Below are 9,779 nucleotides of genomic sequence, written 5' to 3'. Positions count from 1 at the left end.
CTGGGATTGACGCGGTCGTCTTCGTCGGCAGCGTCAGATGTGTATAAGGGCCGGGGCCTGGCGGCGGCCGGGCGCGGGTCGGCGGCGGCCTCCGCCGGAGCCTCGTCGCCGACGACGGCGGTCACCGTGTCGGGCTGCTCCTTGGCGGCGGCGGCGGTCGTGGGCTTGCGCGCCGCCGGCGTCGCGCGCTTGCGCGGACGCTTGGGCGCCGCAGAGTCGGCAGCGCTCACCATGACGGTCACACCCTCCTTGCTGAGGCTCCGCAGAATGCTGGAGGCCTTCGACACGGGGATGTCGGCCTCCTCGAACGTACGGCGTACGTCGTCGGCTTCGAGGTAACCCTGGGACCGTCCACGCTCGATCAGTTGCGCGATGACGTGATCGTGCAGATCCGACGCTTTCGAGGTCGAGCTAGCAGGCGACACAAATACCTCTCGAACGAACGTGTGGCTTGGTTGACCCAAGTGCCCTGACGGGCCCGGCCTCACACTGGGTGGGACCACACACGGAGCGGACCCCCGGTGCGGGACCGCAGCGTACCCGCTCTGTCTGGGTCAAGCATTCTGGCACTGCTGCGCGTTCCGCCCTGAAGTCCTACCCGGTAACTCTCCACCTTAGAGGGCGCGGGACGGTCCTTCGAACGTGTTACTCCGTCTTCACGCGCTCCCAGGGGGATTTCACGCGGGCTCGGGCGGGACGTGCAGGGCGAGCACGGTCACATCGTCCACCTGCTCGTATCCGGCAAGCATCCGATCGACCAGGAAGTCGACGAGTCTCTCGGGATCTCCTACCACTTCAGGTGGGGCGTCCGCGGCCACGGAGACAAGCTCGTCCAGCCCGGCGTCCACCCCACGCCTACGGTTCTCCACAAGTCCATCGGAATAGAAGACCACAGTGTTGCCGGTTTCGATGGAAAAACTTGTCTGCTGCCGCTGGCTGGGCCAGCCGAGCGGCGTTCCCGGCTCCAGCGTGCTCACGCGCGCGGGCGCGTCGCGCGAGATCAGCAGGGGCGGCGGGTGGCCCGCGTTGCTGAACTCGCCCTGCCCGGTCTCGGGGTCGATGACCACGTAGGCGACCGTGGTGAACTGCTCCTCGGTCTCGGTGGCGCTGAACAGCCGGTCGAGGCCGGCCAGGACCGCGGCGGGGCGCGGGTCGTTCAGCGCGAGCGCGCGCAGGGCGTTGCGGACGCGGCCCATTCCGGCCGCGGCGAGCACGCCCTTGCCCATGACGTCGCCGACGGCCACGGCGAGCCGGTCGTCCGGCAGGCGGAAGACGTCGTACCAGTCGCCGCCGACCTGGACGTGCCGCGTGGCGGGGTTGTAGCGGGCCGCCAGCACCATGCCCGGCAGCTGCGGGAGGTCACTCGGCAGGAGGCTGCGCTGGAGCTCCTCGGCGGTCTTGTGCTCGCGCTCGAACAGCAGGGCCCGCTCGACGGCCAGGGCGCACTGCCCGGCCAGCGCCTCCAGGAAGACCCGCTCCTCCTCGGTGATCTCCCTGGGCCGGGTGAACGAGAAGCGCAGCGCGCCGATGGGGGCGCCCGCCGCGAGCAGCGGCAGGCCGACCCAGGCGCGTTCCTCGGTGTGCTGGGCGAACAGGTCGCGCTCGCCGTGGCCGAGCTGCAGGCGCAGGCTGTCGGGGTGCTCGGCCAGGAACGGCCGGCTCTCGCGCACCGCCACCGACATCACGGTCTGGTCACTGACCTTGATGTCGTCGCGGGAGACGGGACTGATCTCGCCCTCCGTCCCCGGCTGGGACGGCGCCACGATGCTCAGCCGCAGCTTGTCGTCGTCCAGCAGCGCCACGGCCGAGTAGTCGGCGCCGATGGCGGACCGTCCGACCTCGGTGATGACCTGGACGACCTGGGACACGGTCAGGGCCTCGGCGAGCATGGAGGTGGCCTGCTGGAGGCGCGCGGTGCGCAGCGCGGCGGCGGACAGCTGCTCGGTCAGCCGGCCGCGCATCTCCTCGGCCTCGCGCTGGCCGGTGACGTCGGTGTTGGCGCCGACCCACTCGATCACCGCGTCGCCCTGCCAGATGGGCACGGCGCGGACGTCGAAGTGCCGGTAGGTGCCGCTCTTGGTGCGGATCCGGTAGTTGGTCTCGAAGACCCGGTTCTCTTCGACGCACTCGCGCCAAGCACCCTCGATGCGGGGACGGTCCTCGGGGTGCACCACCGACAGCCAGCCGCCGACCGCGTAGTCGTCCGGTGTCTGCCCGGTGATCGCGCGCCATTCGGGCGCGTCGTCGATCACGCCGCCGGCCGGGGCGGCGACCCACACCACCTGGGCGCTGGCCTCCACGAGCGAGCGGTAGCGCTGCTCCTTGCGCCGGATGACCTCCTCGGCCCGGCGGCGCTCGGTCACGTCCAGCGCGGTGAGGACGACGCCGAGGTGCTCGCCGTCGCCGTTCCTGGCGGGCAGCCACGTGCAGGCCAGGATGCGCTCGTCGACGGCGGTGGCGACGCCGTGGCCGGGCGCGTCACCGGGCTCGGGCGGCTCCCCGGCCGGGACGACCAGGTCCGGATCGCTGACCGGGCGGTCCTCGTCGATCACGGTCCGCAGCGCCGTCTCGAACGCCGCCGCCAGCGCCTCGGGCAGCGCCTCGGACGGCCGGTGCTGCTGCAGTTCGCGGACGGGCACGCCCAGCAGCGCGGCGAGCGCGTCGTTGGCCCTGCGGCAGCGCATCTCACGATCGAAGAAGGCCAGCCCGCCGGGGGCCTCCTTCAGCAACGTCGCGTACAGCGCGGCGTCGGACGCATCCATGGGCAGGCCCTCCACCCCTGAGACGCGAGGATGCGGAACGGACGTCTCGGTGCTCATGGACAACACCTCCGCCCCAGAGGGTCCCGTACCGCGCGGCAAGTTTTCATCACTATGAGTGAATGGGAGCAGGCTAGCGCTCCCGCCTCCATCACAACACCGGTCGGAGTCAGGTATTCATCATCCCGATGGTTCGCCCTGTACGGAACCCCTGCTGAACATCCTTGTCCCTTCGGTCCCGGACGAACGCGTCGGATTCGGGCACCGTCGCAGGGGGACGCGGAGGCGGCCCGCCTGAACGGCGAGTAGGAGATGTTACGGCCCTCGGACGTCACGGCGCGTCAACCGCCCGACTCCGGGTGTGTCTTCTACTTGGCAGCTTTGGCCGCGGCCTTCTGCTCCTGCTTGAAGGCCCGCACCTTGGCCAGTGACTCGGGGCCGGTGATGTCGGCTACGGAGCGGTGTGAGCCTTCGTCCCCGTAGGCGCCGGCTGCCTCCCGCCAGCCTTCCGGCCGGACGCCGTACTGCTTGCCCAGGAGCGCCAGGAAGATCTGCGCCTTCTGCTTGCCGAAGCCCGGGAGGCCGTTCAGCCGCTTGAACAGCTCCTTGCCGCTGTCGACGCCCGTCCACACCTTCTCGGCGTCACCGTCGTAGTTCTCCACGAGGTAGTGGCACAGCTGCTGGACGCGCTTGGCCATCGACCCGGGGTAGCGGTGGACGGCCGGCTTCTCCGACAGGAGCGCGGCGAACCGCTCCGGGTCGTGGGCGGCGATCTCGTGCGCGTCCAGGTCGTCGGTGCCGAGCCGCTGGGCGATGGTGTAGGGGCCGGAGAAGGCCCATTCCATCGGGACCTGCTGGTCGAGCAGCATGCCCACCAGCGCTGCCAGCGGGCTGCGTCCCAGCAGCTCGTCGGCTTCCGGACGCTGTGCGAGGTGAACCTTCGTGGCCATGGGGCCAGCTTAGAGCGGGCGCGAGATCTGTCAGAAGTCTTACGTGGGCGGCGGGGCCCTGGCGAGGAGCGAGCCGCGGTGTTCGAATGAGGGCGTGAACGAGGAAGAGCGAACGGAGGGCAGTCCCGTCGGTCGGCGGGTGGTGCTCGGAATGCTCGGCCTCGGCGTCGCGGGGGTCGCCGTGGGAGCGTCCGTCCAGGACAAGGTGAGCCGGACCCTGGCGCCGGTAGGACCGATCGGGGACGTCCTACCGGCCGCCGGCGGGTTCCGCTACTACTCCGTTACCTACAGTGTGGATCGGCATAGCGCCGCAACCCACCGCGTGACCGTTAGTGGTCTCGTCGACAAGCCGCAGGCGTTCCGGTTGGCCGATCTGGCGCGGCTGCCCCAGACCGTCCTGGATCGCGATTTCCAGTGCGTGACGGGCTGGCGGGTGCCGGACGTGCATTGGGTCGGGGTCGCTCTGCCCGACCTGCTGGACGCGGTCGGCGTGTCGCCGCAGGCCACCGCCGTGCGGTTCACGTCGTTCGACGGCGTCTACACCGAGTCGCTGACGCTGGAACAGGCACGCCGCAAGGACGTCCTGGTGGCGACCCAGATGGACGGTAAACCGGTCACACACGACCACGGCGGACCGACGCGGCTCTACGTGGCGCCCATGTACGGCTACAAGTCGCTGAAGTGGCTCGACGGCATCGAGGTGACCGACAAGGTAGAGCCCGGCTACTGGGAGAACCTCGGGTACGACGTGGACGCGTGGGTGGGACGGTCGAACGGGCGTGACGATGCCCCCACATAACGCCTGGCTGGTGCGGTTCACGCGGGCGGAGCGGTCGATCCATCACGTGACCGCCCTGCTGATGCTCGCGTGCCTGCTGACCGCCGCGATGCTCTACCTGCCGGTGCTGTCGACGCTGGTGGGCCGCAGGGAGATGGTCAAGACCGTCCACGTGTGGTGCGGGTTCGCGCTGCCGGTGCCGCTCGTGCTGGGTCTGATGTCCCGTGCGTTCAGGACCGACCTCGGACGGCTGAACAGGTTCGCTCCGCACGACTGGGAATGGCTCAAACGCAGTGACCGGAGGGCTGTGCGTGGCGGACGAGGGGTTCTGCCGGTAGGCAAGTTCAACGCCGGGCAGAAGCTCAACGCGGCGTTCACGGCGGGCGCCATCCTGGTCATGCTCGGCACCGGCGAGATCATGACGTTCCCGGACCCCTGGGGCGACCGGTGGCGGACGGGCGCCACGTTCGTCCACGACTGGCTCTTCCTCATCATCGTCGTGGTGACGGCCGGGCATCTGTGGGAGGCGCTGCGGGATCGCGACGCGCTCACCGGGATGCTGACCGGCCGGGTCGACTCCCGCTGGGCGGCACATCATCACGCCGCCTGGGCCGACGCCGAGCGGGAGGAGGCACCCCCGGAGGCACGCTCCGAAGAAGCCGGTCCAGAATTTGCCAAACGACGCCCCGGCATGTCTTGACTCTCCCCGCAAAACGGCTGGAATGGGACACCAGAACCCCGTGCGCGGAGGTGTGCGCGTATGCCTGCACTGGCCGATCACCGAAGCGAGACACGAGACGCACTCGCACGACGGCTTTGTGACGAGTTCGCTACCTTCCCCTCGGACGCGGTACAGCGGTGCGTGGCCGACGTCCAGGCATGCATGGCCCATCTCGGGCTGGAGGCCACGCCCGCCAGAGTCGAACGGATGGCGCGTGAGCATCTCACCGGAGTCCTGAAATCGGAGCCGCCGTCCGGGCGGGCCTCCGGCGGGGGGATGGACGGCCGCCCTGACTAGGGCGCGGACCGGGACGCGTTAGGCCGTGTCCGGGAACATGCTCCGCGCGGGATCTGAGAGGCTAGGAGGGTGAGTCCCCGCAGCCGCAACCGCTCCTCCGGGGACCCTGCCCGGGACGGAGCCACGCCCCCGGACGAGGTCTCGGCGATTTTCGACGGCATGCTCCAGCACGCCCGCGAACTCCTCGCCGTGCGCAGCCCCTTGGACGCGGAACTGATCGTCAGCGAGATCCTCGGTTCCTGGTGGGGCCACCGGGTACCGGACGGCGACGTCGAGGAGGTCATCGGCGAGGCCCTGGTCGACTACGCGGGAGCCGCCGGGACGCCCGCCGCCCTGGCGCTGCTCACCGGAATGGCCTACATGGGCACGCCCCGGCAGGCGGCCAAGGCCGAACGCGCCGCGCTCGAACTCATGGCCGGCGGCGTGGCGAGGCCGGGATGGGCCGACCGGGTGGGGATGGTCGAACCCGAGGGGTGCTTCGTCTCCAGGGACGTCTTCGGCGACCAGGACTCCATCGTCTGCACCTACACCTACGGCGGCACCGAGCGGCACGCCCTGGTCATCGCGGTCGACCGCACCAAGGCCGGGGCCGCCCGGCCGTCCGGCGACCCGTTCGGCCCGTCCGCTCCGGCGGGACCTCCACCGGTGAGCGGAATGGTCAGGGACGCGTGGGTCTCCTCCCGGGTCGACCGGCTTCTCGACCAGTGCCGCCGCGAAGGCCGCGACAACCCGCTGATGCGGTTCGAGGAACTCGACCCGCGCGACACCGGGGCGCTGCTGCGCAGTGCCCTCGACCTCACCGACGGCCTCGACGACCCGCCCGTGCACGAGAACTTCGGGACGTACCACGCGTTCGTCCGCGCGCGCGTGGACATCCTCCCGCCGGGTGGGCGGCTGCCCCAGCCGCCGGTGTACGGGCGCGACAGGCGCGCGACGATCGCGGCCCGTTTCCTTGCCTCGGACGAGGCGGAGGGGTTGTCGGACCTCTCCGCGGCGAGCCGGTGCGTGGACCGGATCATCGACTACGGCTGCACGCACGACTTCGGCCGTCCGCTACGGGTCTCTCCGGTCAAGTGCGAGATGTTCCTCCTCGACTGGCTGCCGAGAAAGGTTCTGCTTTCCCCGACGGAACAAGAGGCTGTCCCCCATGTGCTGGGCGCGTGGGTGCGGTGGGCGGGCAAGCGAACCGGCCTTCCGGAGGAGGGCATCAGGGCCACCTTGGACGCCCTGTGGGACGCGACGGCCAAGTTCGCCGAGGCCTACCGTGATCCGGCCGCGTCCGGCCTCGACCGTGACCTCGTCGACCGGCTGCTGCCCGACGGCGATCTGGAGGCGCTCCCCCGGCGCGCGTTCGCCCTGCCCTTCCTGTCGGGCACCCACCGGCGCTCGGGGCGGCACGGGTTCATCAACCTGTCGAAACTGGATCCAGCCGATCCCGACGACCGACGCGCGATCCTGGAGTTCGAGCACCCGGGCGCGGACGAGGCCCACCTCGACGCGCACGAGCGCCTCACCGAGAGGCTGTGGGACGATCGCCCCCCGCAACTGTGGACGACCGCCCAGGCGCTGCTGGACGTCGGCTACGAACGCCACGAGATCCTGCACAAACTCATCGACGTCATGGACCGCGCAGGGGACGACGCGGCCGCTCTCCGCGAAGCACTGCGTGTGCTACGTCACGAACCCCCGCCCGAGTGAACTCCCGGTTTGCGCGCGGCGTCCGCTGCGACAATCATCGGGACCCGGGCATGGTCTCGCGGGGTCTCGGGGGCCCGGGGCCGGCCCCCGGTCGTAGGGAGTGGTCTTGTTGGAGTGGTCCGAGTTCGCCCGGCGGCTGGGACGTGAGCTGGCGGGTCTCGAGCGCGACACGATCCTCATCGTGCGCGAGCGGGATGAGAGCCGTCACTACGTCCAGGCCATGCGCGAGCCCGACCGGCTCTACGCCGAGGCCGTGAGCAACAACTTCCTCGACGGGCCGCTGCTGCTCACGCTGGCGGACGAGGAGGTCATGAGCGACGCGGGCTGGCGCCCGCCCGCCGACCCCGCCCCGCGCAACTGGTGGACGGAGCTGCCGGAGGCGGGCGCCGCCGGCGGGATGCTGAGCGTGACGGACGGCGACTACTCGCGGCTGGCCGACGTGATGGTCACGGCCCTGCGCGACGTCCAGGGCGTCCGGCGCCCGTCCGACCTCGTGTACGAGTCGTTCCACCGCCATGGGACCGGCCTCATCGAACTGCTCGACTTCGGTATCGACGTCGCCGACGCGTCCCGCGTGAACAAGCGGCGGGCGACGTCCAGCGCGGACGCCGACCTGCTGGAGCCGCGCTTGGCGGAGGCCAAGGCGAACGGCGACAACACCACCTATTTCAGCCTGCTGGAGAGCGCCGACCTGGTGCTCCCGGCGTCCGCCTCCGCCGTGGAGGATCCCGACCGCGCCGAGTTCCCCACCATCACGATCGGCGGCGACACCTACGTCACGGTGTTCACCTCGCCGGGCGCGCTGGCGCGCACCGGCGACCGGCATCCCGGCCTGTACCGCCGCACGTCCTTCGACCGGCTGGCGTCCGGCTGGCCGGACCCCGCGTGGCGGGTGGCGATCAACTGGGGCCTGCCCAGCGAGGTGCTGCTCGACTCGTCCGCGATCGGGCGGCTGACCGGTGGCCAGGACGTGCCGCCCGCCGCCGGGCCGGACATCTCGAACCCGTACGGGACGGTCGATCCGCACGCGCTCTCAGGGCCGAACCCCGTCGCCGGTGGCGCGCCCCCCAGCCTGAACGGCTCGACCCCTGGCGCGGACGTCCCGTACGACGATGTTCCGTACGACGACTCGCATACCGCGATCGACCCGTACACGGCGGCCGACCTCCGGGCGGCTCTGGAGCGGGGCAGCGCCGAGCCCGAGACGCGCGAACCGTCGCCGGCCGCTGGGCCGCCCCTGGGCGCGCCGACGGACAAGCCGTCGAACAGTGTCCCCGACAGCCCGCCGCCGGACAGAGCAGCGCCGGACAGCGCAGCACTTGACAGGGCGCCCGCGCCGCAGAGACAGCCGGTCGGCGTGCCGATGAGGCCGCCTCATGGCACCCGCCTGTGGCGGTCGGCGAGCGACGGTGAGGAGACCCCGCTCGCGGTGTACGACGCCATCGGCGGCGTCTGGGCACAGGTGCGGACCGACGCCGTCCCGGCTCCCTGGACCGAGTGAAGCGGCGTTCGGCTACCGTCAAGTACGGAATCCTCGCCCGCGGACGTGAAAGTGGATCCGAGTGGACTGGAACGACTTCGCCAAACGGCTGACGCTGGAGCTTTCACGGCTGCCGGTCAAGGCGTTCCTCATCGTGCAGGGACCGAGCGGGCTGCCCTACGCCCAGGCGATGCGGTCGGAGGGCGTGCTGGACGCGGAGGCCGTCGGCAGCGCGTTCCTGCCCCGCCCGCTGGCCCCGCGGCAGGAGCGGCGGCTGAGGGCGCTCGGCTGGGAGCCCCCGGACGAGGAGGAGCGCAAGAACTGGTGGGACCGGTTCACCTGGCGTGACCGGGGCGGCCGCGCCTCCGCCGAGTACCTGGAGGCGTGCGCGATGCTCGCCGGGCAGATGGTCGGCGCCTTCCGCGACGTGTACGGCCTCGAGTCCCCGCTCGAACTCGTCTACCAGGCGAGCAAGGCGGGCCCGGACGGGGGGCCGCTGGCGCTGCCCGGCCTCGGCATCCCGTTGGCCGTCCCCGAGGACGAGCGCCGTTCCGCCGCGTCCGCCGCGCGGGCCGACCGGCCCTCCGGCACCGCCCTGGAGACCGCCCTCACCGACGCGCGGGAACGCGGCGACCAGCACGGTTACCTGGAGCTCCTCGCGCGCGCGGTCCTGTACCTGCCCTCGTCGGGCGAGCCGGGAGCCGACGGCCACCAGTTCGCCACGGCGCAGTTCGGGGACGGCACGTTCGTCCTGGCGTTCACCTCGCCCGAGGCCATGGACCGTTCGCTGCAGGGCCAGGCCGTCCACCACCGCGAGGCGTCGCTGGCGGAGCTGTCCCGGCACTGGCCGCACCCCGAGTGGCAGCTCGCGGTCAACCCGGGCCTGCCCAGTGCCTCGTACCTGGACGCAAAGGCGCTGCTCGAACCGGAGGAGCCCCGGAAGCGGGCCACGCCCACCCCGCCGGTTCCCACGGACGTCCACGTGGCCGGCCCCTCGTCCCGCACCCGGACCCGCGGCGTCAAGCCGCCCCGGACCGGCTCCGGCACCCGCCGGCAGGCCGCCAGGCCGCCGCAGAGCCTGTCACTTATACACGTC

At 71.3% G+C, this 9,779-nt stretch carries 7 protein-coding genes; 5 read left to right on the top strand and 2 right to left on the bottom strand.

Annotation, left to right across the window (positions count from 1 at the left end; genetic code table 11):
• Positions 1-677: 677 nt before the first annotated feature.
• Together HUX53_RS06510 and HUX53_RS06505 are read right to left on the bottom strand one after the other, a co-directional pair.
• Positions 678-2,819 (bottom strand): SpoIIE family protein phosphatase, encoded by a 2,142-nt coding sequence (locus HUX53_RS06510; protein ID WP_176402254.1) that lies wholly within the window; start codon positions 2,817-2,819, stop codon positions 678-680.
• Positions 2,820-3,127: 308 nt separating this feature from the next.
• On the bottom strand, positions 3,128-3,709 hold the full coding sequence (locus tag HUX53_RS06505; protein ID WP_176402253.1) for an HhH-GPD-type base excision DNA repair protein: 582 nt from the start codon (positions 3,707-3,709) through the stop codon (positions 3,128-3,130).
• 94 nt (positions 3,710-3,803) lie between these two features.
• Between HUX53_RS06505 and HUX53_RS06500 the strand changes: the two genes are divergently transcribed.
• The 5 genes from HUX53_RS06500 to HUX53_RS06480 all read left to right on the top strand — a co-directional run.
• Complete coding sequence (locus tag HUX53_RS06500; RefSeq protein ID WP_217919149.1) at positions 3,804-4,508, top strand: molybdopterin-dependent oxidoreductase; 705 nt, start codon at positions 3,804-3,806, stop codon at positions 4,506-4,508.
• A 10-nt stretch (positions 4,509-4,518) separates the two neighbouring features.
• Positions 4,519-5,187 carry a cytochrome b/b6 domain-containing protein gene (locus HUX53_RS06495; protein WP_217919148.1) on the top strand — a complete coding sequence of 223 codons (669 nt, stop codon included), beginning with the start codon at positions 4,519-4,521 and terminating at the stop codon, positions 5,185-5,187.
• 477 nt (positions 5,188-5,664) lie between these two features.
• Positions 5,665-7,203: a hypothetical protein gene (locus tag HUX53_RS06490; protein WP_176402255.1), complete on the top strand. Its 1,539-nt coding sequence runs from the start codon at positions 5,665-5,667 to the stop codon at positions 7,201-7,203.
• Positions 7,204-7,312: 109 nt separating this feature from the next.
• Positions 7,313-8,704, top strand: coding sequence for an SseB family protein (locus HUX53_RS40775; RefSeq protein ID WP_255204992.1), 1,392 nt, complete (start codon positions 7,313-7,315; stop codon positions 8,702-8,704).
• A gap of 61 nt (positions 8,705-8,765) precedes the next feature.
• Positions 8,766-9,779: SseB family protein (locus HUX53_RS06480; protein WP_176402251.1), on the top strand; the 1,014-nt coding region annotated here is incomplete at its 3' end.

Origin of the sequence: Actinomadura sp. BRA 177, from assembly GCF_013372625.1 — a bacterium.
In the GTDB taxonomy this organism is placed as follows: domain Bacteria; phylum Actinomycetota; class Actinomycetes; order Streptosporangiales; family Streptosporangiaceae; genus Spirillospora.
The sequence above is the reverse complement of the archived record's forward strand: the minus strand, read 5'-3'. Positions and strand labels throughout refer to the sequence as shown.

Bases quoted from the DNA above. Each gene is read 5' to 3' on its own strand.
- HUX53_RS06510 (WP_176402254.1), bottom strand. From the start codon at position 2,819: ATGAGCACCGAGACGTCCGTTCCGCATCCTCGCGTCTCAGGGGTGGAG.
- HUX53_RS06505 (WP_176402253.1), bottom strand. From the start codon at position 3,709: ATGGCCACGAAGGTTCACCTCGCACAGCGTCCGGAAGCCGACGAGCTG.
- HUX53_RS06490 (WP_176402255.1), top strand. From the start codon at position 5,665: ATGCTCCAGCACGCCCGCGAACTCCTCGCCGTGCGCAGCCCCTTGGAC.